Source organism: Pseudomonas japonica (assembly GCF_900188455.1).
Taxonomy (GTDB): Bacteria; Pseudomonadota; Gammaproteobacteria; order Pseudomonadales; family Pseudomonadaceae; genus Aquipseudomonas; species Aquipseudomonas japonica.
Genome location: NZ_FZOL01000010.1, coordinates 143270 through 166127 on the forward strand (window position 1 = coordinate 143270; position 22858 = coordinate 166127).

The following is a 22858-nucleotide window of genomic DNA, read 5'->3' on the forward strand; positions in this document are numbered from 1 at the left end:
GTCGGAACCGTTGTGGCGTGCGTAGTAGGCGCACCGCCAGCCGTGGTGGCAGTGGCCTGAGGCCCTGCACCCCCAACGTTTCTGAGTACGGCGGCTGCCACGACGCAGCCCGACCGTTCGGTTCATTTGCCCGAATACAGGTGGCAACTCCATGTCTCTTCTCAACAAAGCATCCGTGGCCTCGGCGGCCACCACCAGCCTGTTCGTCCTGCTCTGGAGCAGCGGGGCGATCGTCTCCAAGCTGGGGCTGGCCCAGGCGACACCCTTCGCTTTCCTTCTCGTCCGCTTCGCCATCGCCCTGGTCGCGCTGTTGCTGCTCGGGCCCTTGCTGCGCCTGCGCTGGCCGCGTGAGCGCGGCGCCGTGTGGCAGGCCCTGGCCACCGGCGCGGTCCTGCTCGGCGCCTACCAGATCTTCTACCTGCTGGCCCTGGACCTGAAGATCACGCCCGGCGTCATGGCCACGGTCATGGGCGTGCAGCCGATCCTTACCGTGGCCCTGATGGAGCGGCAGCGGTCCTTCAGCCGCCTGTTCGGTCTGTGTCTGGGACTGGCGGGGCTGGTCATGGTGGTCTGGCAGGGGATCGGCCTGGGCGGCATGTCCCTGGCCGGCATGGGCTTTGCCCTGCTGGCCCTGGCGAGCATGACCGGCGGCTCGATCATGCAGAAGCGCATCACTGACCAACCCCTTGGCACGCTGCCCTTGCAGTACCTGGCCGGCCTGCTGATGTGCATGGCGTTCGCGCCGTTCCAGCCGCTGGAAATCCAGCCCACCCGGCAGTTCACCCTGGCGGTGCTGTGGATGGCCCTGGTGGTCTCGGTGCTGGCGACCCTGCTGCTGTACCGCCTGATCGCCCGTGGCAACCTGGTCAACGTCACCAGCCTGTTCTACCTGGTGCCGGCGGTGACCGCGCTGATGGACTACCTGATCTTCGGCAACCGTCTGGCGGCCATGAGCCTGCTGGGCATGGGCCTGATCGTCATCGGCCTGCTGTTCGTGTTCCGTCAGCCGGCACGGGCCGCGGCGCCGGCTTGAGCACCAGCCACAGGGCCAGGCCGATCAGCAGTCCACCGTACAGGTGTGCGGTGGACAGCGGTTCGTCCAGCAGCCAGGCCCCCCAGAGCACGCCGAACACCGGTATGAGAAAGGTCACGGTGGAGGATTTCACCGGGCCGATCTCGCTGATCAGGCGGAAATACAGGATGTAGGCGAAGGCGGTGCACAGCAGGCCCAGGCCCAGCAGCGACAGCCACACCTGCCAGCCGCCCCAGCTGGCGGGCGGCTGGGTGGCGACGCTCCAGGCAAACAGCGGCAGCAGCAGCAGGCTGGCGCCGATCATGCTGCCCAGTGCCGACAGGCGGCTGTCGAGGCCGCCGCGCTGGTCCAGCCAGCGCCGCGCGAGAAACCCGGCCAGGCCATAGCAGGCGGTCGCGCCGAGGCAGGCGAGGGCGCCCTGCAGCAGTGCGAGGTCGAAGGCCACCGGCCCCGCGCCACTGAGAATGCCCACCCCGAGCAACCCGAGGAAAATCCCGGCGAGCTTGGCCAGGGTCATGCTCTCGTGGAAGAACAGCGTGCCGATCAGCACGCCCATCAGCGGCGTGGTGGCGTTGAAGATCGCCGAGTAGCCCGCCGGCAGCACCTGGGCCGCCACCGAGTAGAGGGTCGCGGGAATTCCCGAGTTGATCATCCCCAGCACCAGGGCCACCTTGAACTTGCCGCCGAAGTCCCAGCGCACGCGCAGCAGGGCGAGGATCGCGATCAACCCCAGGCAGGCGATCGACACCCGGAAGAACGCGGTCGGCACCGTCCCCAGTACCGGCGCGATGATGCGCATGAACAGGAAGCTGGCGCCCCAGATGGCGGCGAGGATCAGCAGGCGGGACAGGGCGATGGGGCTCACGGGGTACTCCAGGGGAAAACCGGGAAACGAGTGTACGGCATAACCGGGGCCGATCTCGTGCGCTTTCTTGCGGGCTGAATCCGTTCATTGCGGTTGATGTCGTCCGCTGCGCAGAAACAGCCGTTCGCGATGCTGGCACCCTGGCCCCGATTTGGCCGATCCACCCCCTGTGCAGGCGCGGGCGCCGCGGTTACTCTCAGGCTTTCGCCCTTCCCGCCAGAGGTCCAGATATGCCCCAGCAATGGCCGGCCGCCGCTATCGCGCGGACGATCCTCGATGGTTTCGACAACTATCGCGAGCATTTCCGCCAGATCACCGATGGTGCCCGCGAGCGCTTCGAAAAAGCCCTCTGGCAGCAGATCCAGAGCGCCGCCGCGGCGCGGATCAACCTGTACGAAGAGAAAGTCTCGGAGGTCACCGTGCGCCTGCATGAGGCCTTCACCGACGACGTGCTGCTGGACGTTTCCCTGTGGCCGCTGGTGAAGAGCGCCTACATCGGCCTGATCGACCCGCGTTTCGACGATGAGCTGTCGGAGACCTGGTACAACTCGATTTTCTGCAGCCTGTTCAGCCACGACCTGATCAGCGATGGCTGCATGTTCATCCATACCACCCGGCCGTCACTGCGCGCCCACGAGCGCGCGGCGCAGACCCGCATCTACCGTCCCGACGGCCACCTGTCCGGCCTGCTGGCACGCATCTTCGAGGATTATCGCTTCGATGTGCCCTATGCCGACCTGTCCGGCGACCTGGCGCGGCTGCAGGCGCAACTGCGCGAGAGTCTGCCGGACTGGGTCTGCAAGGACCCGCAGCTGCAGGTCGAGCTGTTCTCCCCGGTGCTCTATCGCAACAAGGGTGCCTACCTGGTCGGGCGCATCTTCACCCAGGACGAACAATGGCCGCTGGTGATCCCGCTGCTGCACCGCGAAGGTCATGGCATCGAGATCGACGCGCTGATCACCGATGAAGCCGATGTGTCGATCATCTTTTCCTTCACCCGTTCGTACTTCATGGTCGATGTCCCGGTGCCGGCGGAGTTCGTCGGCTTTCTCAAGCGCATCCTGCCGGGCAAGCACGTCGCCGAGCTGTACACCTCGATCGGGTTCTACAAGCACGGCAAGTCGGAGTTCTACCGCGCCCTGATCAACCACCTGGCCAGCACCGACGACCGCTTCATCATGGCTCCCGGCGTGCGCGGCATGGTCATGAGCGTGTTCACCCTGCCGGGCTTCAACACCGTGTTCAAGATCATCAAGGACCGCTTCTCGCCGTCCAAGAGCGTGGATCGCGCCACGGTGATCGAAAAGTACCGCCTGGTGAAGAGTGTCGACCGGGTCGGGCGCTTGGCCGATACCCAGGAGTTCTCCGATTTCCGCTTCCCGCTGAGCAAGTTCGAGCCCGAATGCCTGGCCGAGCTGCTGGAAGTGGCGCCCTCGACGGTCAGCCTGGAGGGCGACACCGTGCTGGTGCGTCACTGCTGGACCGAGCGGCGCATGACCCCGCTCAACCTCTACCTGGAAAACGCCAACGACGCCCAGGTACGCGAGGCGCTGGACGACTACGGCCTGGCGATCAAGCAACTGGCGGCGGCGAACATCTTCCCTGGCGACATGCTGCTGAAGAATTTCGGCGTCACTCGCCATGGTCGCGTGGTGTTCTACGACTACGACGAGATCACCTTCCTCACCGAAGCCAATTTCCGCCATATCCCGCCGCCGCGTTTCCCCGAGGACGAGATGTCCAGCGAGCCGTGGTATTCGATCGGTCCGCACGACGTGTTCCCCGAGGAGTTCCCGCCGTTCCTGTTCGCCGATATCGGCCAGCGCCGGCTGTTCAATCAGCTGCATGGCGAGCTGTACGACGCCGATTACTGGAAAGGCCTGCAGGACGCGATCCGCGCGGGCAAAGTGATCGATGTCTTCCCGTATCGGCGCAAGGGCAGGGAGCAGGCCATCGTCTAGGCTCTGTATGAAATGCATCCGAGCTCGCCCATGCTGCGTTGAAAACGGGCTCGGAATGCTCATTTACTCCAGTAAACTCCGCTTCCTCGCCCGTTTTCGCCTTGCCTGGTCTTCGCTCGAATACATTTCATACAGACCCTAGCGCTTGAGGCACTTCAGTTCGCTGAAGTCCTTGCGCACCTTGTCCAGGCGCTGGTCCAGATGCTGGCGCTGTTCGGCGCTGCTCTGCGCCATCAGGTCCACCAGCAGGCTGCGCAGGTGGGCCTCGCTGCTGGTGAAGGCGATGCGGTACTCCGGGGTCCAGAAGCGTTCGCGCTCCTTGAGCAACTGACCCAGGCGCGGTTCGAAATCGTCCTGATGGCGCTGCTCCATCAATTGGCTGAACTGCGCCTGCCAGTGGGCGCGGTTGGCGATCCACTGGCGATTCTGTCCGCCCAGTTGCGCCGACCACGAGGCCACGCGCGCCTTCTGCTGCGGGCTCAACCCGCCGAGCCATGGCGACAGGCGTTTTTCCATGCGCGCGCCGCGTTCCTCGATCTGCTGCGCGAGCGGCGTCCTGACGTACCAGGCCTGGCGCTTGTCGATGTCGCGGGCGAAGTTCTCGCGCAGCTCGCGCACCTGCTCGTCGTTCATGCCCCGCAGCAACTGAGCGGCCTGCGGGGTGATCCGTTCGGCGACCCGGGCCACGGCTTGGTGCGCTTGCCCGGTGCGCTCGCGCAACTGCTGGTCGGTGACCTGGTTGCTGGCGACCATCTGGCGAATGCCGTCCAGCCAGGTCAGGTAGCCGGGCAACTGGGTCTTGCAGTGCCAGGCCAGTTGCTCCTTGAGGCGCTCGTCGAGCCAGCGCTTCTGCTGGCGGTTCATGTCCAGGTAGTCGCTCAGCGACCACGGCACCAGCACGTCGAGGTTGCGGTAGGCCAGGTCCAGGCGCGTGCAGGACAGCAGCAGGAGACTGGCGAGCATCAGCAGAATCGGGCGCAGGCAGCGAGAGGGACGAGTGGACATGATGCGAGTCCTTGCATGGGCTTCCTCTGTGTTTATAGAGCAGGTTCGGCCAATGCGGTTCAAGCCGCTGTCTTTGTTCCGATCGGTGGGGGGAAACCGCCGAAGCGCCGGGCGACAGTCGCAGTTCGGGTGTAGAATGCGCGCCTCGCAACGAGGATTTCGACGATGGCTTTAGTTGGGCGTTACAACACTTTGCAAGTGGTCAAGCACACGGACTTCGGTCTGTACCTGGATGGCGGCGCGGATGGCGAGATTCTTCTGCCCAACCGCTACATCCCCAAGGACACGCCCACCGAGGTCGAGGACTGGCTGAACGTCTTCGTCTACCTGGACAGCGAGGACAAGCTGATCGCCACCACCGAGAAGGCCAAGGTCCAGGTCGGCCAGTTCGCCAGCCTCAAGGTGGTCGAGATCAACAGCATCGGCATCTTCCTCGACTGGGGCCTGCCCAAGGACCTGCTGATGCCGTACTCCGAGGAAAAGCGCCAGATGCGCGCCGGCGAGTACTGCGTGGTGCACGTCTACCTCGACCGCCGTACCCGGCGCATCACCGCCACCGCCAAGCTCGACCGCTACCTCGACAAGACCCCGGCCAACTACCGGGTCGGCCAGCAGGTCGACCTGCTGGTGGTCGAAGAGAGCCCGATGGGCTTCAAGGCCATCATCAACAACCAGCACTGGGGCCTGATCCACAGGAACGAGGTGTTCAAGTTCCTGCGTTCGGGCAAGCAGGAGAAGGGCTACATCAGGGAAATCCGCGACGACGGCAAGATCGCCCTGAGCCTGCAACCGGTCGGCGAAGCCGCCGCCAGCAGCCTGCACGAGCAGATCCTGAGCAAGCTCAAGGCCGCCGACGGTGTGTTGCCGGTCAGCGACAAGAGCGACCCGCAGGTGATCAGCGACCTGTTCGGGGTCAGCAAGGGCAACTTCAAGAAGGCCATCGGCGCCTTGTACAAGAGCGGTCAGATCGTCATCCACGACAACCGCATCGAACTGGCCTGATCAGCGCTGGCGAAAACCCGAGAAATCCAGGTTTTCGCCGCCCGGGCGCAGGTCGCGCAGCAGCGAGTCGCGGTCGGCGGACAGGGCGAGGCTGATGGTCGAGCGGCGTTTGCCCGGGTTGCGCACTTCCATCTGGTCCATGTGCGAGCGCAGGTAGCGTCTCGGTACCTTCAGGTGCTGCAACTGATCGCCTTCCGGGGTGTGCAGCAGCAGGTTCACCCACCCGGTATTGGTGCGCAGCCAGGCCACTGGCACATCGAACCACCACAGGCTGCGCTTGCTGTCGAGCACGGCGAACAGGGTGTTGTCGCTGTCCAGCGCGGGAATCCCCAGGGCCTCGTTGCGACGGGCGATGGCAGTGGTCTTGTCGAGTTTCATGCGGTGTCCTGCGAGTGACGCTTGGTAAGGCCGGGTATTGTGCTGGCAATGGGCTGAAACATAAAGCCGCAGGGCGCTTCGAAAGCCGGAACTTTTTCCATCACTGATGTCAATGTGATGTCGCCACTCGGCGGCCGGCGATTCTCTTCGCCTACCCTCTGCAAGGAAGAACGAAAATGCGAGTACTTATCGCGCTGTTGGTGTTGTTCAGCGGTTTCGCCCATGCCGGTTGCGGCAGCATCGACGACTCGGACCAGCGCCGCTATTGCGAAGCGAAGACGGGCAATGGCAGTTGCGGCAGCATCGACAACTCCGACCTGCGCAGGATGTGCGAGGCCGAAACCAGGAATGGCAGTTGCGGCAGCATCGACGATTCCGATCAGCGTCGCTATTGCGAGGCGAAAACAAACAATGGCAGTTGCGGCAGCATCGGTAACTCGGATCTGCGCAGGATGTGCGAAGCCGAAACCGGAAACGGCAGTTGCGGCAGCATCGGCGATTCCGACCAGCGTCGCTATTGCGAGGCGAAAACACACAATGGCAGCTGCGGCAGTATCGGCGACGACGATCTGCGCAGGATGTGCGAGTCTGAGACTCGCTGAACCGACAACGCCAACGCACGTTCACGCAAGGCCCGCGACACCTTGCGTGAAAATAAATGAAACTCTGCGCTTCGTTCGCCACTCCACCGACTGTCGATTCCGACGTTCCCTTCAAGGAGACATCCCATGAGTGGCACCAAAGACAAAGTCAAAGGCATGGCCAACGAAGCGGTCGGCAATATCAAGCAGGGCGTGGGCAAGGCGACCGGCAACGATCGCCTGCGCGCCGAAGGCAAGGCCCAGGAACTGAAGGGCGAAGCCCAGCAAGCCGTGGGCAAGGTCAAGGATGCCGTGAAAAAGCCTTGATCGTTGCACCCGGCGCACGATGACGGCCATCTTCGGATGGCCGTTTTTTTTACCGGGACAGTGAATCGCGACCGGTGATCGAGGGTCTATTAGACTGTTTTGTAACGCTTCCCGGGGTGACCCGGGAATACGAGCTTCAGGCAGCGCAAGGAGACGCCAATGAGATTCACCCATCTGCGCGGTGTACCGGTACATCGCGTGCTGGTGCACACCGTCAAGGAATTCCTCGATGACGAGATGTCCACCTACGCCTCGGCACTGGCTTACCAGATGCTCTTTTCGCTGTTTCCGTTCCTGCTGTTCCTGATCGCCCTGATCGGTTTCCTGCACTTGCCGGACTTCTTCTCCTGGTTGCGTCTGCAGTCGGAACTGGTCCTGCCGCCGCAGGCACTGGAGCAGGTCAACCCGGTGATCGACCAGCTCCAGCAATCCAAGGGCGGACTGCTCTCGGTGGGTATCGTCATCGCCCTATGGACCGCCTCGGCCGGCGTGCGCCTGATGATGAGCGCGATGAACGCCGCCTACGACGTGGTCGAGGGGCGTCCGCTGTGGAAGCGCATTCCGCTGTCGATCTTCTACACCGTCGGTATCGCCGGCATGCTCCTGGCCGCCGCCGCGCTGATGGTGCTCGGCCCGCAGGTGATGGGCTGGGTGGCCTCGCAGGTGGGCATGGAGGAATTCATCGTCACCGTGTGGACCGTGGCGCGCTGGCCGGCCATCGTGGCGCTGATGATGGTGGCGGTGGCGCTGATCTACTACGTCATGCCCGACGTCAAGCAGGAGTTCCGCTTCATCACCCCCGGCTCGGTGCTGGCGGTGGTGGTCTGGATCATCGCCTCGCTGGGTTTCGGCTACTACGTGAAGACCTTCGCCGACTACAACGCCATGTACGGCAGTATCGGCGCGATCATCGTCCTGCTCCTGTACTTCTACATTTCCGCCGCGGTGTTGCTGCTCGGCGCGGAAATGAATGCGGCGATCGAGCACCTGTCCGCGGAAGGCAAGCGTCCCGGGGAAAAACAACCCGGCGACGGAGCGCCGGATCGTGCTACAAATCGCCACTCCGGGCTGGGCCGCGATCACGCCCCGGCCGCCGGACCCGAACCCGTGAGCCGAACCTCCCATGATTCGTGAAATCCTGAAAATGGGCGACGAGCGCCTGTTGCGCATCGCCCCGCCGGTCCCTGAGCACCTGCTTGGCAGTGCCGAACTGCGGCAACTGATCGACGACATGTTCGAAACCATGCGCCATGTCGGTGGGGTCGGCCTGGCCGCGCCGCAGATCGGGGTCGACCTGCAACTGGTGATCTTCGGTTTCGAGCGCAGCGAGCGTTACCCGGACGCCGAGCCGGTGCCACAGACCATCCTGCTCAACCCGGTCATCACCCCGATCGGTAGCGAACTGGAGGAGGGCTGGGAAGGCTGCCTGTCCGTGCCGGGCCTGCGCGGGGTGGTCAGTCGCTACAAGAGCATCTTCTACGAGGGCGTGGACCCGCAGGGGCAGCCGATTCGCCGCACCGCCGACGGTTTTCACGCCCGGGTGGTGCAGCACGAGTGCGATCACCTGATCGGGCGCCTGTACCCGTCGCGCATCCACGACTTCAGCCGCTTCGGCTACACCGAGGTGCTGTTCCCCGGACTCGATCCCGCCGCCGACGACTGATGCCGCGCCATCGCCAGCAGGGGCTTGCTGCGCCGGTAGCGGGCCAGGCGCTCGGCGAGCACGGCGGGCAGGTCTTCGCTGACGGCATAGCCCAGCTTTTCATAGAAAGTTTGCAGATCCGGATGACAGAACAGCCAGATGCAACCCGTGGCGTCCTGGCTGGCCCGTTCGATCAGGCGTCGCGCCACCTGTCGCCGCCGCCAGTCCTGGGCCACCAGCAAACCGGTCAACCAATGCCCGCCCGGCACCGGACTGAGGTTCAGCGCCGCGACGATCGCTCCCGCACGCGCGACCCAGGCCACGCCGCTGTCGCTACCACGCATGGGCGAGGACTGGCTTTTATAGAACTTGTTCAACAGCGGGCGTTCGCTGGCGGTCAGCGGGCTGCACTGGATCGGTACGGGGTTGGGCACGGATGGAGGCTCTGGGGCGGGCATTTGGCGCGGACTGAATGCTGTTCGGACGGGTAAGGATCAGCCTGGATTGTTGCTGAATCGGTAACAGTGAATGTCAGGCGTGATGATTCAACGAAGTTAGCAGATCAGTAAACTGAGCGCATCCCCACTAAACACCACCTGATGGGATCGGTACTTCGTGTTATCTCCAGTGTTGGAATAACAACTTCTCCGCGCCACTTGGCATATGAAGTCAATCTGTTGGTTTGATTGCTTTAAAGGCCCACACATCATGAAAGCATTAGTTGCAGTTGCATTACTTGCCGTGTCTTCGTTCGCCCTCGCTGACCAGGCCGCCAGTGCCCAGCAGCCGGCGCCCGAGCAATACAGCTACGGCACTGATCTGGATATCGCCAAGGTCATCAGCCTGTCGAAAGTTGCGAATGTCTGTGAAGTCGTGCCGGCCACCATGGTCTATGAAGATCATCAAGGCCAGCGTCATACCCTCGAATACCGGGTCATGGGTGATGGTTGCAGCCAGGGCTGAAAGTTGTAAGTAAGGCAATAAAAAGCCCCCGTCTTCACGGGGGCTTTTTATTGCCTGTTCATTGTCTTTCCCGTTCGAGAAGTTGCTGTTTGCGTTCCACGCCCCAGCGGTAGCCGGAGAGATTGCCATCGCTGCGCACCACCCGGTGGCAGGGGATCGCCACCGCGAGGCTGTTGGCGCCGCAGGCCTGGGCTACCGCGCGTACCGCTTTCGGGGCGCCGATACGTTCGGCGATTTGCGCATAGCTGGCGGTGCTGCCCACCGGAATCTCCCGCAGCGCCTGCCAGACCCGTTCCTGGAAGGCCGTGCCGCGCAGGTCCAGGGGCAGGTCGAGGCCGATGGCCGGCGCCTCGACGAAGCCCACCACCTGTGCCACCAGTTGCTCGAATCGCGCGTCCGCACCGATGAGATTGGCCTTGGGGAACTTGTCCTGCAGGTCCTGCAGCAGCGCCTGCGGATCGTCGCCCAGAAGGATCGCGCAGATGCCCCTGGCGCTTTGCGCAATCAGGATCGCGCCCAGCGAGCACTGCGCGATGGCGAAGTGAATATCGGTGTTGGCGCCGCCGTCGCGCCAGGTGCCCGGTGTCATGCCGAGACGGGCGTTGCTCGATTCGTAGAAGCGGCTGTTGGAGTTGAAGCCGGCCTCGTACATCGCTTCGGTGATCGAGTCGGCGCGCTGCAACTGGTTGCGCAGCTTGCGCGCGCGGTGGGCGCTGGCGTAGGCCTTGGGGGTCAGGCCGGTGGCGCGCTTGAACACCCGATGGAAGTGGTAGGGGCTCATGTTCACCTGCTCGGCCAACTGGCTCAGGCTCGGCTCGACCTCGGCGCTTTCGATCAGCTTGCAGGCGCGGGTGACCTGGGCGGCGTGCTGGCGCGCCAGTGTGTTCTGGTCGCCGCCACGTCGCCGGCTGGGACGATAGCCGGCGGCTTCGGCGTCGGCCGGGGTGTCGAAGAACTCGACGTTCTCGATCCGCGGGCGGCGCGCGGGGCTCGATGGCGGGCAATACACGCCGGTGGTGCGCACGCCGTAGACGAAGGTGCCGTCGGCGGAGGCGTCACGGGCCAGCAGGGCTTGCCAGCGTGGGTCGGATTCGGTGATGACGGGTGTACTGCGACGCATGGGGAGTCTCCGATAGCCTTTGTTTGCGCCCATCAGGCAGGGCCGACACAGTCCTTGAGCGGTATGGAGGGATTCTAGGAATTCCTTGCCATCCGAAAACTCCGCCTCTTGCTTTCGAATTCACTTCGCCGGGACCCGCCACAGATACCAGGCCGCCACCGTCCGGTACGGACTCCATGCCAGACCCAGCTCCCTCAACTGCCTCGGCGTCGGCTGCGCCTCCAGGCCATGCAGCCGGCGATACCCCTCGCGCACGCCGAAGTCGTCCACCGGCAGGATGTCCATCTGCTCCAGGGTGTAGATCAGCAGCATCTCCACGGTCCAGCGACCCACGCCGGGCAGGCGGGTCAGGCGTTCGATCAGCGCCTCATGATCCATGTTGCGGGCCTCGGCATGATCCGGCACCAGCCCGTCCAGCCGTCCCTGCGCCACGGCCTGCACGGTGCTGATCTTGCGCCCGGAGAAGCCGCAGGCGCGCAGTTGCTCCGGGGTGGTCGCCAGCAGTTGTTCGGGGGACGGAAAGTCCTGCCCGGGATACAACGCGAGAAAGCGCCCGAGAATCGCCTCGGCGGCCCTGGCATGCAATTGCTGGTAAGCGATGGCCCGCACCAGTGCCTGGTAGGGATCGCGGGTCGGCAACGGCACATGCAGGCACGCACCGATGGCATCGATATGCGCGGCCCACAGCGCACTCTGCTGGCGCAGGTGATCCGTGGCCCGGGTGTAGAAGTGGTCGCGTTCGTTCATGGCTATCCGTTCCGCAAAGCTGCTGGAGTGTAGGCGGGCTGGGAGGCTTGTCACTCCGGATCCTGCGCCGTGAATTCGCCGAGCACCGTGGCGACCCGCTCCAGTGCCTGCTTCAGTTCGGCCCGGCTGCGCGCTGCGGTCAAGCTGATGCGCAGCGCCGGCAGTTGCCCCTGCTTCACCGCGAACACCTGCGCCGGCACCACCTCGACACCCTTGGCGCGGCAGGCTGCGGCCAACACGTCGCCGGGGCGGGGGCCGCCGAGCCAGATATGCGGCGATGGCCGCTCCTGATGGGCCAGCGCCGGCCCCAGCAGGCGTTGCGCCAGGCGCCAGCGCTGCATGACTTCCTCGCGCTGCCAGGCCAGTTTGCGCGCGGCGGTACCGTCGTCGATCCAGCGGCAGGCGATGTCCAGCATCAACGGTGCAATCTGCCAGTGAGTGGCCTGGGCATGCGGATCGATGCGTCCCAGCAGGCTCGCGTCGCCGGCGATCCAGCCCAGGCGCAGGCCGGCGCAGACGGTCTTCGACAGGCTGCTGACCAGCAAGCCGCGCGGGCCGAGCAACGGCAGCAGCGGTGGCTCGTCGCCAAGGGCGCCATAGACATCGTCCTCCACCAGCAGCAGGTCCAGGCGCTCGACCACGGCGGCGACGGCACGCCGCCGCTGTTCGCCCATGCGCGCCCCGGTGGGGTTGTGCAACGCCGGGGTCAGGACCACCACCCGCGCGCCGCTGGCCCGGGCCACGCGGTCGAGATCGTCGGGGAGGATGCCTTCGCGGTCCATGGCGATGCCGTGCAGCGGCAGGCGCAACTGGCGGCAGGCGGCCTTGATGCCGGGCGCGGTCAACGCTTCGACCATCACCGCTTCGCCGGGCTGACAGAACGACAGCAGTACGCTGAACAACCCCTGCTGCGCGCCCCCGCAGAGCAGCACCTGGGCGGCGTTGAGCGCCAGGCTGCGTCGATTCAGCCAGCTGGCGCCGTGCAGGCGGCCGAGCAGCAACTGTTCGGCGCCGAGATAGTGTTCCAGCGCATGGCCGGCACCCTGTTGAAGCACTGCGCGCAGTGCCTGTTCGAGGTCCTGGCTGTGCTCGTCCACCACCGGCACGTTGGTCGACAGATCGATGCTGGCGCTGCCGTCGTCGCGCTGTTTGAGGCGGAACAGCGTGGCTTCCTTGCTGCCGGCCAGCACGTAGGTGCCGCGCCCGACCTCGCCGGACACCAGATGCCGCGCCGCCGCCTCGCGGTAGGCCTGCTGCGTGGTGCTCGGATTCAGGCCCAGGGTCCAGGCCAGGCGACGCTGTGGTGGCAGGCGTTCGCCGACCTTGAGTTCGCCGGTTTCGATGGCGCGGGCGATGGCATCGACCAGGGCGAGGTAGCGCGGTTGGCCGTCATCGGTGAGGGTGGGGGTCCACATGTTTTATTGTTGGCCATGCAATATAAGGTTTGACCCATACAATGCGCGGCAGCCAGGATCGGGTCAACTCCATCCGATCCGAGGTGTTCCATGTTCGATCTGCCTGCCCTGCGCGAAGCGTCCCGTCTGGTCCGTGCCGAGGTCCCCGCCACTGCGCAGTACGCCTGGCCGCGCCTGGCCGAGCGACTGGGTTGCGAGGTCTGGGTCAAGCACGAGAACCATGCGCCCACCGGCGCCTTCAAGGTGCGTGGCGGCTTGCTCTATGTGCAGTCGCTGCTGGCCCGGGCACCGCAGACGCGTGGCCTGGTCACCGCGACCCGGGGCAATCACGGGCAGAGCATGGCCCTGGCGGCAGGCAAGGCCGGGGTGCCGATCATCATCGTCGTGCCCGAAGGCAATTCCCGGGAAAAGAACGCGGCGATGCGCGCCCTTGGCGCCGAGCTGGTGGAGCACGGTGCCGACTTCGATCTGGCGCGGGCCGAGGCCGCGCGACTGGCCGAAGTGCATGGCTATGAAAGCGTGCCGCCGTTTCACCCGGACCTGATTCGTGGTGTGGCGACCTACGCGCTGGAACTGTTCGAGGCCGTGGCGCGGCTGGATGCGGTGTACGTGCCGATCGGCATGGGCTCGGGTATCTGCGGCTTGATCCGGACCCGCGACCTGCTGGGGCTGGATACCGAGATCATCGGTGTGGTGTCCAGTGAAGCGGATGCCTACGCGCAGAGCTTCGAGCAGGGCCGTATCGTCACCACCGCGACTGCCAATACCTTCGCCGACGGCATGGCCTGCCGCATGCCGGTGGCGGAGGCGTTCGAGATCATTCGCCAGGGGGCGGCGCGTATCGTCCGGGTGACGGATGCCGAGATTGCCGAGGCCATGCGCATCTATCACGAGGACACCCACAACACGGCCGAAGGCGCCGGCGCCGCCGGCCTGGCCGCGCTGTGCCAGGAGCGCGAGCGGCAGCGCGGGAAGAAGGTGGCGGTGGTGTTGAGTGGGGCGAACATCGATCGGCAGGGGTATGCGCGGGTGCTGGCGGGGGATTGAAAAGTCTTGAATGAACTTCAGGGAAAAAGTGCTATCTTAATTTGATAGCATTTTCCGATGCAGAATCGACATCGCAAGACTCTCGAAGCCATCTTCAGGCTACCCACCAGTACTTCACTGGTGTTCGCCGATATCGAAGCCCTGATCGTCCATCTGGGCGGCTCGGTGCATGAGCGTGAAGGTTCGCGGGTCAAGCTTGTGCTGGGGCAGCATCAATGGCGCTGCCACCGGCCACATCCGGGCAAGGAGGCCAGGCGTTATCAGGTCGAAGAAGCACGGGAGTTTCTTCTGCGGGCAGGAGTTCAGGCATGAGCAACATGAGTTACAAAGGCTATTCGGCGCGGGTCGAGTACGATGCCCGCGACGATATTTTCGTGGGGCGGGTGCTGGGTGTGCGCGACATCATCAGTTTCCACGCGAGTTCCGTCAGTGAACTGCACGAGGCATTCAGGGGCGCGCTGGAAGACTATCTCGCCGATTGCATCGAGCGCGGTGTGACGCCGGACAAGCCGGCGTCCGGCAAGGTGATGCTGCGGATTCGCCCGGAGGTCCATGCGGCTGCGACCATTGCCGCGCAAAAGCAGGGCAAGAGTCTCAACCAATGGGCCGATGAGGTTTTCGAGCAGGCTGCCTTGGCCTGATCCGCAATTTCTTCCAATACATTTCCTGCCTGATCCGCTTCAATACCGGCTGCCTTTTTCGTAGTCGGTAGCGGATCCCTTCATGCCTTTCTCCAACGGATTTCTTCTCAGCCTGTCCCTGTGCCTGGATATCGGCATTGCCAATATCGCCATGATCACCCTGGCCATGCAGCGCGGCTTCTGGCAGGGCATGTGGCTGGGCCTGGGCACCTGCGTCGGCGACCTGATCTACGCCCTCGCGGCGCTGGCCGGGATGACCGTGCTGCTGCAGTTCGAGGCGGTGCGCTGGACCCTGTGGATCGGCGGCTCGCTGCTGCTGGTGTGGTTCGCGGTGAAGATGCTGCTGGCGGCGCTGCGCGGCGATGCGCATCTGGACACCGCGGTGCAGGTGGTGCGCGAGTCGCCCTGGCGCGAGTTTGTCCGCGGGATCGTGCTGGCCATGTCCTCGCCCAGCGCGATCCTCTGGTTCGCCGCGGTGGGCGGGGTGCTGATTTCCCGTTCCGGCGCTGGCGGCCCGTTGGAGGCGGGGCTGTTCCTCGGCGGGTTCTTCTGTGCCGGAGTGCTCTGGTGCCTGACCCTGTGCGGTGTCGCCAGCCATGGCGGGCGACTGCTCGGGGATCGTCTGCTGATCTGGTCGTACCTGGCTTCGGCGGGGATCTTCTGCTACTTCGCGGTCTACGTGATCGTCTCCGGTTACCGCGAATTCATCCTCGCCCCGGCCCTCTGAACGCCAGCCAGTAGTGCTTGGGCGTGATGCCCATGACCCGGCGGAAGGCGTTGATGAAGTGGCTCTGGTCATAGAAGCCGAGGGCATCCGCCACTTCCGCGGGATGCTCGCCGAGGCGCAGGCGGCGGCGCGCCTCGCTCAGGCGCACCTGCATGTGGTACTGCAACGGCGCCAGTCCGGTGGCCTTCTTGAAGCAGCGCACGAAGTGGTACTTGCTTAGGCCCGCCACCGCCGCCAGCTCTTCCAGTTCCAGCCGGCCCTGCGCGGTGTCGCGCATGCACTGGATCGCCTGGCGCACCGCGTAGGTTCGTTCGGGCAGCGGCGCGGTGGGTTGTTCGAGCAGCCGGGCCAGCAGGATCAGCAGCGCTTCCTCCTGATCCGCAGGCTGTCCATCAGGGCTGCGGGCGAAGTCGATGATGGCGCGGTACAGCCCGGCATCGTGCGATACGCCCTGGGCGAAGCTCGGCAGGCCGTCCACCTGCTTCAGGTTGTTTTCCCGAGCGATCCGCCGCAGCGCGTCCGGGGCCAGGTGCAGGCTGATGTACTCCACGCCGCCCGGGCCGAACTCCGAGGCCTGGACCGCCAGCGGGTTGTACAGGGTGATGGCCCCGGGAGGCACGTCGAGAGTCTCGCCATCCAGCCAGATCCGCTCGTTTCCCCGCAGGTTCGCGCCCAGGACGTACTCGTCGTGAGTGTGGCGCTCGAAGCGCGCGGCGTCACTGGCCTCAACCCAGGAAGATTCGACCAGTCCACAAGTCCGTAACGCCTGACTGACTAATGCCATCTGGCAGATTCCCCGAAGTGTGCAACGCGGCTACGCTAGCCGAGTGCCAGCAGGCGCGGCAACCGAAAATGCCGCCCCGCCAGCTTTTTTGACCAGACCTTGTGAGGCACGGATATGTCGACCCAAATGGACACCGGATTCGCTCCGGCAAGAATCGAGAATGGACGGTCATTCACCATCGCCGGTTTCGGCGAGCATTACACCCTGCAGACCAACAAAGGCATTCCTGCACTCTGGCAGCGTTTCGCCGCACACATCGGCAAGGTGCCCGGGCAGATTGGCTGCGACAGCTATGGGGTCTGCTGCAACTTCGACGGCAAGGGCGGGTTTCTCTACATCGCCGGGGTCGAAGTACGCAATCCCGACGCACTGCCCCAGGGATTTACCTGGCACACCCTGGCCCCGCAGCGCTATGCGGTGTTCGAGCACCACGGCAAGGTCAACGGCCTCGGTCACACCTTTGAAAAGATCTGGAAACAATGGCTCCCGCAGTCCGGTGAACGCGCGGCCGACGCGCCCGAATTCGAGCGCTATGGCGAGGCCTTCGACCCCGAGTCGGCCAGTGGCACGGTGGAAATCTGGATTCCCCTGGAGCCCCGCTGATTTTTTTCAGGCGGGCTGTCGATTGCCGCCCCTCCCGTTCGACCAGTGAGTGACGGCGCCGGAATGTTCTGACGCCGAAACCTGACGAAGCCCCGGAGGGCGTAGCGATGAATACCGCAGCCGAACACGAAATCCGTCAACTGGTCGAGCGCTGGATCCAGTCGGTGCAAGACCGCGATCTGGACGCCATCGTCGCCCCCTATGCCGACGACATCGTCGCCTTCGATGCGATCAAGTCCCTGCAGTTCAAGGGCAAGGCCGCCTACCGCGCGCACTGGGAAATGTGCATGGGTTTCTGCACCGGGCCGATGGTCTTCGAGGTGGCGCAACTGACCGTGCACGCCGATGGCGACCTGGCCCTGGCGCACTGGCTCAATCGCTGCGGCCCGGCGGACGACGAAAGCCAGTGCGGCTACATGCGCGTCAGCGTGGGTTACCGGCGTCGTGGTGGCGCCTGGCAGGTCATCCACGAACACTGGTCGGCGCCCTTCGACATGGAAACCCAGAAAGCCCTGTTCGACCTCAAGCCCTGACGCCAGTCATCGATCGACCCTCACCCCGCGTCGGAGAACATCATGAAATACCTGTGTCTGGTCTACTGTGATGAAACCCTGTTGCACGGTCTGCCCGAGAGCCCCGCGGATGCCGAATGCATGGCCTACGCGGCGTCGATCCTCGACAGCGGGCGCATGCTCGCCGCCGAGGCGCTCAAGCCGGTGCGGACCGCCACCACGGTGCGGGTGCGGGGCGGCCAGATGAGCCTGACCGATGGCCCCTTCGCCGAAACCAAGGAGCAACTGGCCGGCTTCTACCTGGTGGAGGCACGCGATCTCAACGAGGCGCTGAACATCGCCCGCGGCATTCCCGCGGCGCGGGTGGGCAGCGTCGAGGTCCGGCCGGTGCGCGAGCTGCAACCCTGAACGAGGAGAACAAGACCAATGCATCCTCAACAACCCGGCCAGGGAGAGGTGCTGCATGAACTGTCGCTGAGTCGTCTGATCGACGCGCCGCGCACCCGGGTGTTTCGTGCCTGGACCGATCCGCAACTGCTCAGTCGCTGGTGGGGTCCGCACGGCATGACCACGCCGTTGTGCGAGATGCAGTTGTGGGTCGGCGGCCTGTTCCGCACCGTGCTGCGTGCCGCGGACGGCAGCGAGTACCCGAACCAGGGGGTGTTTCTCGATATCGTCGCGCCGGAGCGGATCGTCTTCACCGACGCCTTCGGCCCTGGCTGGGTGCCATCGGCCAAGGCTTTCATGACCGTGGTCATCACCCTCGACGATATCCATGGCAAGACCCTCTACACCGCCCGCGCCTGGCACTGGAGCGCCAGCGATCGCCAGGCCCATGAGGAGATGGGCTTCCACCGCGGCTGGGGCGAAAGTCTCGACCGTCTGGTGGAGCTGGTGAGCGGACCGCTGGACGACTGATGGTCGAGGCGCAGGCAGTCCGCGCGGCGGTCGAGGCGGTCTATCGCGAGGAGTCGCGACGGATTCTCGCGACCCTGATCCGTTTGCTGGGCGATTTCGATCTGGCCGAGGAGGCGATGCATGAAGCCTTCTTCATCGCCGTGGAGCGCTGGCAATGCGACGGCATTCCCGCGAGCCCGCGGGCCTGGCTGGTGTCCACCGGGCGCTTCAAGGCCATCGACAGCCTGCGTCGACGGGCCCGTTTCGAGCGCTCGCCCGAGGTCTTGCGCCAGGCCTTGGAGGATCTGGAGGCGCAGGACATGAACGTGGACGACCTGGAGGACGACCGCCTGCGCCTGATCTTCACCTGCTGCCACCCGGCGCTGGCGGCGGATGCCCAGGTGCCGCTGACCCTGCGCGAAGTCTGCGACCTGACCACCGAGGAAATCGCCAAGGCCTTCCTGCAGACGCCGGCGACCATCGCCCAGCGCATCGTCCGCGCCAAGGCCAAGATCCGCGATGCGCGGATTCCCTACCAGGTGCCGGCCCTCGCCGAGTTGCCGGAGCGTCTGGACAGTGTGCTGCGGGTGATCTACCTGGTGTTCAACGAAGGCTATTCGGCGTCATCCGGCGACAGTGTGGTGCGCGACGACCTGTGCACCGAGGCGATCCGCCTGGGGCGGCTGTTGCGCGAGCTGCTGCCCGATCCGGAAGTGCTCGGCCTGCTGGCGCTGATGCTGTTGCAGGCGTCACGCTCGCGGGCACGCAGCGCGCTGCCGGGCGAGTTGATCCTGCTCGAACAGCAGGATCGCGCACTGTGGGACCAGGCCCTGATCGCTGAAGGCTGCGCCCTGGTGGAGCAGGCGTTGCGCAGCCGGCGCTTCGGTCCCTACAGCCTGCAGGCGGCGATCGCCGCGGTGCATGCCGAGGCGGCGAGCACGGCGCAGACTGACTGGGTGCAGATCGTCGGGCTCTATGATGTGTTGCTGCGCGGCTGGCCTTCACCGGTGATCGAACTCAACCGGGCCGCCGCCCTGGCGCAGCGGGACGGGCCGCAGGCCGGGCTGGCGGTGGTGGAAGCGATTCTGCATCGCGGCGACCTGCGCGACTACCAGCCAGCGCATTGCGCGCGGGCCGAGCTGTATCGCCAGATGGGACACCACGGTCAGGCCCGCGAGGCGTATCGCGTCGCCCTCGACCTGACCCGGCAGGAGCCCGAGCGGCGCTTCATCGAGCGCCGCTTGCAAGGGCTGTGAGGCGGATCAGCCGACGGTGATCGGTGGCGGGCTGACCAGCTCGACGGTCTGCTGCTTGCGCGGGGCGAGGATCTCGGCTTCGCCGTCGACCACCAGTTCTTCGTTCTGGTTGAACACCCGGGTGGCGATGCGCACGCGGAACTTCGGCAGCTTTTCGAGGATTTCCAGGCGCACGGTGAGGGTGTCGCCGATCTTCACCGCTTTCTGGAAACTCATCTGCTGGCCCAGGTAGATGGTCCCGGGGCCGGGCAGCTCGCAGGCTACCGCGGCGCTGATCAGCGCACCGCTGAACATGCCGTGGGCGATGCGCTCCTTGAACATGCTCTTCGCGGCGAACTCGGCATCCAGGTGCACCGGGTTGTGGTCACCGGACATCGCGGCGAACAGCTGGATGTCACGTTCTTCGACGGTCTTGCTGAAGCTGGCGGTCTGGCCGACTTCGAGGGATTCGTAAGGCGTGTTGGTGACCTGGGTCATTCAGGAGATTCCTTCTGGGTGCGACGGGGAGGCAGTATCACTCGCTGCGCACGGGCCGGCCAAGGGCCAGGGTCCGTTCGAGCCAGTCGATCACCTGCGTGGTGACCTCGTCACGGTTGGTTTCGTTGAGCAGCTCGTGGCGGGCCTGCGGATAGAGTCGCAGTTCCACGTGCTGGTTCCCGGACAGGCGCAGGGCACCGGTCAGATCCTTCAGACGCTTGCCGGCACTGACCGGATCACATTCACCGCCAATCACCAGGATCGGCAGGTTCGGATCGATCTGCGCCAGGTTGCTGGTGCGGCTGATCTGTTCGAGGCCGGCGAGCAGGTCGATCCACAGGCGGTTGCAGCAGCGGAAGCCGCACAGCGGGTCCTGCACGTACTTGTCCACCTCGTCGGGGTCGCGGCTGAGCCAGTCGAAGGCGCTGCGGTTTGGCTTGAAGGCCTTGTTGAACGAGCCGAAGGACAGCCACTCGATCAGGGCGCTGCGCCCCAGCGGGCCCTGGCGCCAGCTTTCCAGACGGGCGATCTGCCGCGCCGCGCGGTACAGCGCTGGCGGCTGGAAGTTCGAGCCGCTGAGCACCGCACCCTGCAGGCTGGCGCTGTGGTGCAGCAGATAGGCCTGGGCGATGTAGCTGCCCATGCTGTGACCGAAAAGCAATACCGGCACGCCGGGATGCTGCTGGCCGATGTGCTGGTTGAGCAGGCCGAGATCGTTGACCACGCTGTTCCAGCCGTTCTCGCGGGCGAACAGGCCAAGGGTACCCAGCTCGGCGGTGCGTCCGTGACCGCGCTGGTCGTGGGCATAGAGGGCGAAGCCGGCACTGCTCAGGGCCTCGCCGAAGCGCTGATAGCGACCGGCATGCTCGGCCATGCCGTGGGCCAGCAATACCACCGCGCGCACCGGTGTAGACGGCAGCCACTGGTGGACATACAGGCTGCAATGGTTGCTGGCCGGCAGCCAGAAAGCGTCGTAGAGCATGGGCGGTTTTCCAGACCGTGGGATGCCGTTGAGTGTATAGCCGCTTGATGAGTTGCAAGGTGCGGAGACCCAGTATTCACACAATCAATGACAACGCTTGGCATATTTGCCACCTGCCACAGAGGTGCTAACGTCCGCTGAATGCCGTTTTGCAAGCAGCAATGCGGCCCCGAAAAGGCTCAGGACTGAGGACAATAATAAATGCACGCCGATTTCTGGAACGACAAACGCCCTGCTGGCGTACCTTCACAGATCGACATGAGCAGCTATAAGTCGGTGATCGAAGTATTCGAACGTTCTTGCAAGAAGTTCGCCGACCGACCGGCCTTCAGCAACCTGGGTGTGACCCTGACCTACGCCGAACTGGATCGCTACTCCGCGGCCTTCGCCGCCTACCTGCAGCAGTACACCGACCTCAAGCCGGGCGAGCGTATCGCCGTGCAGATGCCCAACGTCCTGCAGTATCCCATCGCCGTGTTCGGCGCGCTGCGTGCCGGGCTGATCGTGGTCAACACCAATCCGCTGTACACCGCGCGGGAAATGCGCCACCAGTTCAAGGACTCCGGCGCCCGTGCCCTGGTCTACCTGAACATGTTCGGCAAGCTGGTCCAGGAGGTACTGCCGGACACCGGCATCGACTTCCTCATCGAGGCGAAGATGGGCGACATGCTGCCGCCGGCCAAGGGCTGGCTGGTCAACACCATCGTCGCCAGGGTGAAGAAGATGGTCCCCGCCTACAGCCTGCCGCAGGCGCTGCCGTTCAGGCAGGTGCTGCGCCAGGGCAAGGGTCATGCGTTGAAGCCGGTGCAGTCCGCGCACGACGATATCGCCGTGCTGCAGTACACCGGCGGCACCACCGGGGTGGCCAAGGGCGCCATGCTCACCCACGGCAACCTGGTGGCCAACATGCTCCAGGTCCTGGCCTGCTTCTCCCAGCTCGGCGCGGATGGGCAGAAGCTGCTCAAGGACGGCCAGGAAGTGATGATCGCGCCGCTGCCGCTGTACCACATCTATGCCTTCACGGCGAATTGCATGTGCATGATGGTGACCGGCAACCACAACGTCCTGATCACCAATCCGCGAGATATCCCGGGCTTCGTCAAGGAATTGAAGAAGTGGCGCTTCTCCGCGCTGCTGGGGCTCAACACCCTGTTCGTCGCACTGATGGACAACCCCGGCTTCAAGGACCTGGATTTCTCCGCGCTGAAGGTCACCAACTCCGGCGGCACTGCGCTGGTCAAGGCCACCGCCGAGCGCTGGGAGCAGCTCACCGGCTGTCGCATCGTCGAGGGCTACGGCCTCACCGAAACCTCGCCGGTGGCCAGCACCAACCCCTATGGCGAGCTGGCGCGCCTCGGTACCGTGGGGATTCCGGTGGCGGGCACGGCGTTCAAGGTCACCGATGACGAGGGCAACGAAATGCCCCTGGGCGAGCGCGGCGAGCTGTGCATCAAGGGCCCGCAGGTGATGAAAGGCTATTGGCAGCGTCCGGACGCGACCGCCGAGGCGTTCGATGGCGACGGCTGGTTCAGGACCGGCGATATCGCGGTGATCGATCCGGACGGTTTCACCCGCATCGTCGATCGCAAGAAAGACATGATCATCGTCTCGGGCTTCAACGTGTACCCGAACGAGATCGAGGACGTGGTCATGGCCCACCCGAAAGTCGCCGCCTGCGCCGCCATCGGCGTGCCGGACGAGCGTTCCGGCGAGGCAGTGAAGCTCTTCGTCGTGGCCCGCGAGGGCGGTGTGACCCTGGAAGAACTGAAGGCCTACTGCAAGGCCAACTTCACCGGCTACAAGGTACCCAAGCACATCGTCCTGCGCGATTCGCTGCCGATGACACCGGTCGGGAAGATCCTGCGGCGCGAGTTGAGAGAACCTGCATAAGCC

At 64.8% G+C, this 22858-nt stretch carries 28 protein-coding genes; 18 read left to right on the forward strand and 10 right to left on the reverse strand.

Annotated features, from left to right (window positions below; all coding sequences use genetic code 11):
- Positions 1-151: 151 nt before the first annotated feature.
- Positions 152-1033 carry a DMT family transporter gene (locus tag CHB99_RS14545; RefSeq protein WP_042126586.1) on the forward strand — a complete coding sequence of 294 codons (882 nt, stop codon included), beginning with the start codon at positions 152-154 and terminating at the stop codon, positions 1031-1033.
- On the opposite strand, the gene CHB99_RS14550 is transcribed toward CHB99_RS14545, so the two are convergent.
- The gene (locus CHB99_RS14550) at positions 978-1898 is read right to left on the reverse strand and encodes a DMT family transporter (RefSeq protein ID WP_042126585.1); all 921 of its coding nucleotides are present in this window, start codon (positions 1896-1898) and stop codon (positions 978-980) included. The genes CHB99_RS14545 and CHB99_RS14550 overlap by 56 nt on opposite strands.
- Positions 1899-2128: 230 nt before the next feature.
- Between CHB99_RS14550 and aceK the strand changes: the two genes are divergently transcribed.
- Entirely contained in the window at positions 2129-3859 is a 1731-nt protein-coding gene (gene aceK, locus CHB99_RS14555) for a bifunctional isocitrate dehydrogenase kinase/phosphatase (protein WP_042126582.1), read from the forward strand.
- Between the two features lie 138 nt (positions 3860-3997).
- Here the strand turns inward: aceK and CHB99_RS14560 are convergent, their stop codons facing one another.
- Positions 3998-4864 (reverse strand): DUF6279 family lipoprotein, encoded by an 867-nt coding sequence (locus tag CHB99_RS14560; RefSeq protein ID WP_042126580.1) that lies wholly within the window; start codon positions 4862-4864, stop codon positions 3998-4000.
- 165 nt (positions 4865-5029) lie between these two features.
- On the opposite strand from CHB99_RS14560, the gene CHB99_RS14565 reads away from it, so the two are divergent.
- The gene (locus CHB99_RS14565) at positions 5030-5866 is read left to right on the forward strand and encodes a CvfB family protein (protein WP_042126578.1); all 837 of its coding nucleotides are present in this window, start codon (positions 5030-5032) and stop codon (positions 5864-5866) included.
- Here the strand turns inward: CHB99_RS14565 and CHB99_RS14570 are convergent, their stop codons facing one another.
- The gene (locus CHB99_RS14570; RefSeq protein WP_042126576.1) at positions 5867-6244 is read right to left on the reverse strand and encodes a hypothetical protein; all 378 of its coding nucleotides are present in this window, start codon (positions 6242-6244) and stop codon (positions 5867-5869) included.
- Positions 6245-6420: 176 nt separating this feature from the next.
- Between CHB99_RS14570 and CHB99_RS14575 the strand changes: the two genes are divergently transcribed.
- The 4 genes from CHB99_RS14575 (at position 6421) to def (ending at position 8815) form a co-directional block, all read left to right on the forward strand.
- Complete coding sequence (locus CHB99_RS14575) at positions 6421-6846, forward strand: hypothetical protein (protein ID WP_042126573.1); 426 nt, start codon at positions 6421-6423, stop codon at positions 6844-6846.
- A 126-nt stretch (positions 6847-6972) separates the two neighbouring features.
- Positions 6973-7152, forward strand: coding sequence for a CsbD family protein (locus CHB99_RS14580; RefSeq protein ID WP_042126571.1), 180 nt, complete (start codon positions 6973-6975; stop codon positions 7150-7152).
- A gap of 159 nt (positions 7153-7311) precedes the next feature.
- A complete protein-coding gene (locus tag CHB99_RS14585) occupies positions 7312-8286 on the forward strand; it encodes a YihY/virulence factor BrkB family protein (protein WP_042126568.1) in 975 nt (324 codons plus the stop codon).
- Positions 8276-8815, forward strand: coding sequence for a peptide deformylase (gene def, locus CHB99_RS14590; protein ID WP_042126567.1), 540 nt, complete (start codon positions 8276-8278; stop codon positions 8813-8815). The genes CHB99_RS14585 and def overlap by 11 nt, the downstream gene beginning before the upstream one ends.
- On the opposite strand, the gene CHB99_RS14595 is transcribed toward def, so the two are convergent.
- Complete coding sequence (locus CHB99_RS14595) at positions 8767-9228, reverse strand: GNAT family N-acetyltransferase (protein WP_245655626.1); 462 nt, start codon at positions 9226-9228, stop codon at positions 8767-8769. The two genes, def and CHB99_RS14595, sit on opposite strands and share 49 nt — an antisense overlap.
- 274 nt (positions 9229-9502) lie before the next feature.
- On the opposite strand from CHB99_RS14595, the gene CHB99_RS14600 reads away from it, so the two are divergent.
- Positions 9503-9757, forward strand: coding sequence for a DUF2790 domain-containing protein (locus CHB99_RS14600; protein WP_042126564.1), 255 nt, complete (start codon positions 9503-9505; stop codon positions 9755-9757).
- A 58-nt stretch (positions 9758-9815) separates the two neighbouring features.
- Here the strand turns inward: CHB99_RS14600 and ada are convergent, their stop codons facing one another.
- The 3 genes from ada to CHB99_RS14615 form a co-directional block, all read right to left on the reverse strand.
- Positions 9816-10877, reverse strand: a complete 1062-nt coding sequence (gene ada, locus CHB99_RS14605; RefSeq protein WP_042126562.1) for a bifunctional DNA-binding transcriptional regulator/O6-methylguanine-DNA methyltransferase Ada — start codon at positions 10875-10877, stop codon at positions 9816-9818.
- A gap of 120 nt (positions 10878-10997) precedes the next feature.
- Entirely contained in the window at positions 10998-11624 is a 627-nt protein-coding gene (locus tag CHB99_RS14610; protein WP_042126560.1) for a DNA-3-methyladenine glycosylase family protein, read from the reverse strand.
- A gap of 50 nt (positions 11625-11674) precedes the next feature.
- Positions 11675-13039: an aminotransferase-like domain-containing protein gene (locus CHB99_RS14615; RefSeq protein ID WP_042126557.1), complete on the reverse strand. Its 1365-nt coding sequence runs from the start codon at positions 13037-13039 to the stop codon at positions 11675-11677.
- Positions 13040-13129: 90 nt separating this feature from the next.
- Here CHB99_RS14615 and CHB99_RS14620 point away from each other — a divergent pair, with 90 nt between their 5' ends.
- From CHB99_RS14620 to CHB99_RS14635, 4 genes are all read left to right on the forward strand, one after another.
- The gene (locus CHB99_RS14620; protein ID WP_042126555.1) at positions 13130-14086 is read left to right on the forward strand and encodes a threonine dehydratase; all 957 of its coding nucleotides are present in this window, start codon (positions 13130-13132) and stop codon (positions 14084-14086) included.
- A 57-nt stretch (positions 14087-14143) separates the two neighbouring features.
- Positions 14144-14398 (forward strand): type II toxin-antitoxin system HicA family toxin, encoded by a 255-nt coding sequence (locus tag CHB99_RS14625; protein WP_084702814.1) that lies wholly within the window; start codon positions 14144-14146, stop codon positions 14396-14398.
- The gene (locus CHB99_RS14630; protein WP_042126553.1) at positions 14395-14727 is read left to right on the forward strand and encodes a type II toxin-antitoxin system HicB family antitoxin; all 333 of its coding nucleotides are present in this window, start codon (positions 14395-14397) and stop codon (positions 14725-14727) included. Before CHB99_RS14625 ends, CHB99_RS14630 begins: the two co-directional genes overlap by 4 nt.
- Positions 14728-14809: 82 nt before the next feature.
- Complete coding sequence (locus CHB99_RS14635) at positions 14810-15454, forward strand: LysE family translocator (RefSeq protein WP_042126551.1); 645 nt, start codon at positions 14810-14812, stop codon at positions 15452-15454.
- On the opposite strand, the gene CHB99_RS14640 is transcribed toward CHB99_RS14635, so the two are convergent.
- Entirely contained in the window at positions 15432-16238 is an 807-nt protein-coding gene (locus CHB99_RS14640; RefSeq protein WP_052419485.1) for an AraC family transcriptional regulator, read from the reverse strand. The two genes, CHB99_RS14635 and CHB99_RS14640, sit on opposite strands and share 23 nt — an antisense overlap.
- A gap of 114 nt (positions 16239-16352) precedes the next feature.
- Between CHB99_RS14640 and CHB99_RS14645 the strand changes: the two genes are divergently transcribed.
- From CHB99_RS14645 to CHB99_RS14665, 5 genes are all read left to right on the forward strand, one after another.
- Positions 16353-16841 carry a GyrI-like domain-containing protein gene (locus CHB99_RS14645; RefSeq protein ID WP_245655625.1) on the forward strand — a complete coding sequence of 163 codons (489 nt, stop codon included), beginning with the start codon at positions 16353-16355 and terminating at the stop codon, positions 16839-16841.
- A 107-nt stretch (positions 16842-16948) separates the two neighbouring features.
- Complete coding sequence (locus tag CHB99_RS14650) at positions 16949-17374, forward strand: YybH family protein (protein WP_042126548.1); 426 nt, start codon at positions 16949-16951, stop codon at positions 17372-17374.
- A 42-nt stretch (positions 17375-17416) separates the two neighbouring features.
- On the forward strand, positions 17417-17761 hold the full coding sequence (locus CHB99_RS14655) for a YciI family protein (RefSeq protein WP_042126546.1): 345 nt from the start codon (positions 17417-17419) through the stop codon (positions 17759-17761).
- An 18-nt stretch (positions 17762-17779) separates the two neighbouring features.
- A complete protein-coding gene (locus CHB99_RS14660) occupies positions 17780-18271 on the forward strand; it encodes an SRPBCC family protein (RefSeq protein WP_042126544.1) in 492 nt (163 codons plus the stop codon).
- A complete protein-coding gene (locus CHB99_RS14665; RefSeq protein ID WP_042126542.1) occupies positions 18271-19506 on the forward strand; it encodes an RNA polymerase sigma factor in 1236 nt (411 codons plus the stop codon). Before CHB99_RS14660 ends, CHB99_RS14665 begins: the two co-directional genes overlap by 1 nt.
- 6 nt (positions 19507-19512) lie before the next feature.
- Here the strand turns inward: CHB99_RS14665 and CHB99_RS14670 are convergent, their stop codons facing one another.
- Both CHB99_RS14670 and CHB99_RS14675 read right to left on the reverse strand, forming a co-directional pair.
- Positions 19513-19983: a MaoC family dehydratase gene (locus CHB99_RS14670; RefSeq protein ID WP_042126540.1), complete on the reverse strand. Its 471-nt coding sequence runs from the start codon at positions 19981-19983 to the stop codon at positions 19513-19515.
- Positions 19984-20020: 37 nt separating this feature from the next.
- A complete protein-coding gene (locus CHB99_RS14675; RefSeq protein ID WP_042126538.1) occupies positions 20021-20965 on the reverse strand; it encodes an alpha/beta hydrolase in 945 nt (314 codons plus the stop codon).
- Between the two features lie 201 nt (positions 20966-21166).
- On the opposite strand from CHB99_RS14675, the gene fadD2 reads away from it, so the two are divergent.
- The gene (gene fadD2, locus CHB99_RS14680; RefSeq protein ID WP_042126536.1) at positions 21167-22855 is read left to right on the forward strand and encodes a long-chain-fatty-acid--CoA ligase FadD2; all 1689 of its coding nucleotides are present in this window, start codon (positions 21167-21169) and stop codon (positions 22853-22855) included.
- Positions 22856-22858 lie beyond the last annotated feature (3 nt).

Excerpts from the sequence above, each read along its gene's own strand:
- CHB99_RS14650 (WP_042126548.1), top strand. The coding sequence starts at position 16,949 with ATGAATACCGCAGCCGAACACGAAATCCGTCAACTGGTCGAGCGCTGG.
- CHB99_RS14665 (WP_042126542.1), top strand. The coding sequence starts at position 18,271 with ATGGTCGAGGCGCAGGCAGTCCGCGCGGCGGTCGAGGCGGTCTATCGC.
- CHB99_RS14635 (WP_042126551.1), top strand. The coding sequence starts at position 14,810 with ATGCCTTTCTCCAACGGATTTCTTCTCAGCCTGTCCCTGTGCCTGGAT.
- fadD2 (WP_042126536.1), top strand. The coding sequence starts at position 21,167 with ATGCACGCCGATTTCTGGAACGACAAACGCCCTGCTGGCGTACCTTCA.
- aceK (WP_042126582.1), top strand. The coding sequence starts at position 2,129 with ATGCCCCAGCAATGGCCGGCCGCCGCTATCGCGCGGACGATCCTCGAT.
- CHB99_RS14610 (WP_042126560.1), bottom strand. The coding sequence starts at position 11,624 with ATGAACGAACGCGACCACTTCTACACCCGGGCCACGGATCACCTGCGC.
- CHB99_RS14660 (WP_042126544.1), top strand. The coding sequence starts at position 17,780 with ATGCATCCTCAACAACCCGGCCAGGGAGAGGTGCTGCATGAACTGTCG.
- CHB99_RS14630 (WP_042126553.1), top strand. The coding sequence starts at position 14,395 with ATGAGCAACATGAGTTACAAAGGCTATTCGGCGCGGGTCGAGTACGAT.
- CHB99_RS14600 (WP_042126564.1), top strand. The coding sequence starts at position 9,503 with ATGAAAGCATTAGTTGCAGTTGCATTACTTGCCGTGTCTTCGTTCGCC.
- CHB99_RS14625 (WP_084702814.1), top strand. The coding sequence starts at position 14,144 with ATGCAGAATCGACATCGCAAGACTCTCGAAGCCATCTTCAGGCTACCC.
- CHB99_RS14640 (WP_052419485.1), bottom strand. The coding sequence starts at position 16,238 with ATGGCATTAGTCAGTCAGGCGTTACGGACTTGTGGACTGGTCGAATCT.
- CHB99_RS14560 (WP_042126580.1), bottom strand. The coding sequence starts at position 4,864 with ATGTCCACTCGTCCCTCTCGCTGCCTGCGCCCGATTCTGCTGATGCTC.
- CHB99_RS14670 (WP_042126540.1), bottom strand. The coding sequence starts at position 19,983 with ATGACCCAGGTCACCAACACGCCTTACGAATCCCTCGAAGTCGGCCAG.
- def (WP_042126567.1), top strand. The coding sequence starts at position 8,276 with ATGATTCGTGAAATCCTGAAAATGGGCGACGAGCGCCTGTTGCGCATC.
- CHB99_RS14575 (WP_042126573.1), top strand. The coding sequence starts at position 6,421 with ATGCGAGTACTTATCGCGCTGTTGGTGTTGTTCAGCGGTTTCGCCCAT.
- CHB99_RS14615 (WP_042126557.1), bottom strand. The coding sequence starts at position 13,039 with ATGTGGACCCCCACCCTCACCGATGACGGCCAACCGCGCTACCTCGCC.
- CHB99_RS14570 (WP_042126576.1), bottom strand. The coding sequence starts at position 6,244 with ATGAAACTCGACAAGACCACTGCCATCGCCCGTCGCAACGAGGCCCTG.
- CHB99_RS14675 (WP_042126538.1), bottom strand. The coding sequence starts at position 20,965 with ATGCTCTACGACGCTTTCTGGCTGCCGGCCAGCAACCATTGCAGCCTG.
- CHB99_RS14655 (WP_042126546.1), top strand. The coding sequence starts at position 17,417 with ATGAAATACCTGTGTCTGGTCTACTGTGATGAAACCCTGTTGCACGGT.
- CHB99_RS14585 (WP_042126568.1), top strand. The coding sequence starts at position 7,312 with ATGAGATTCACCCATCTGCGCGGTGTACCGGTACATCGCGTGCTGGTG.
- CHB99_RS14565 (WP_042126578.1), top strand. The coding sequence starts at position 5,030 with ATGGCTTTAGTTGGGCGTTACAACACTTTGCAAGTGGTCAAGCACACG.
- CHB99_RS14620 (WP_042126555.1), top strand. The coding sequence starts at position 13,130 with ATGTTCGATCTGCCTGCCCTGCGCGAAGCGTCCCGTCTGGTCCGTGCC.
- CHB99_RS14545 (WP_042126586.1), top strand. The coding sequence starts at position 152 with ATGTCTCTTCTCAACAAAGCATCCGTGGCCTCGGCGGCCACCACCAGC.
- CHB99_RS14645 (WP_245655625.1), top strand. The coding sequence starts at position 16,353 with ATGTCGACCCAAATGGACACCGGATTCGCTCCGGCAAGAATCGAGAAT.
- CHB99_RS14580 (WP_042126571.1), top strand. The coding sequence starts at position 6,973 with ATGAGTGGCACCAAAGACAAAGTCAAAGGCATGGCCAACGAAGCGGTC.
- ada (WP_042126562.1), bottom strand. The coding sequence starts at position 10,877 with ATGCGTCGCAGTACACCCGTCATCACCGAATCCGACCCACGCTGGCAA.